The organism is Corynebacterium sp. ACRQJ (assembly GCF_022346045.1).
GTDB classification, from domain to species: domain Bacteria; phylum Actinomycetota; class Actinomycetes; order Mycobacteriales; family Mycobacteriaceae; genus Corynebacterium; species Corynebacterium evansiae.
In genome coordinates this window covers 1-813 of record NZ_JAKRMT010000051.1, presented here as the reverse complement: position 1 = coordinate 813, position 813 = coordinate 1, and the positions used below count along the sequence as shown (strand labels likewise).

General features: G+C 57.4%; 1 pseudogene. It reads left to right on the top strand.

The features are described from left to right. Positions 1 to 152: 152 nt before the first annotated feature. A pseudogene (locus MHX52_RS10340) lies at positions 153 to 813 on the top strand (IS256-like element IS3503 family transposase); the annotation flags it as partial.

The following is an 813-nucleotide window of genomic DNA, read 5'->3' as shown; positions in this document are numbered from 1 at the left end:
GGGTTAAGTAAAGAAAAGTGTGTCCGCATGCCACCATAACCCCAGACCACACACCACAAATCACCAAAGAATAGCTCCCCGAAAGCTATTACCCACACCATCCCGCACCTCCGGCCACATTTGTGCTAACCGCACACCGGTTGGATTAAAGGATGACCACCAACCGCCCCAGCTGCCCACTATGCGGCAACAACACAAAGAAAAACGGCACCACCAGCAAATCAACCACCCGTTGGCGCTGCACCCACTGCGGACACTCCTTTACCCGCAACACCCAAACCCACAACAAAAATACCGCCACCATGGCTTTGTTCATCCAATGGGCCACCGGCACCCAATCTCTAACCACCTTCGCCGCACACCATGGCGTAACCAGGCAAACCATGCACCACCGATTCCGATGGTGCTGGTGGATCATCCCCACACCCACCATCGACTCATTCCGCATCCATGACCAAATCTTCCTCGACGCGACCTATCTAAAGTCCGGATGCCTCCTGATCGCAGCCAGTAAAACCCACGTCATCAACTGGACCTGGGCCAGACACGAAACCACCGCCGCCTACACCGAACTCCTACGCCCCATTGCCGCACCACTAATCGCAGTCACAGACGGCGGACAAGGTGCCCAATCAGCCATCCACCACTGCTGGCCAACAACACGCATCCAACGCTGCCTCGTCCACGCCCAACGAACAGTCCGCCGCCACACCACCAGCAACCCCCGCACCGATGCCGGCAAAACCCTCTACCGCCTAGCCCTGAAACTCACTCGCATCACCGACCTTGACCAAGCATCCACATGGGTCGCCC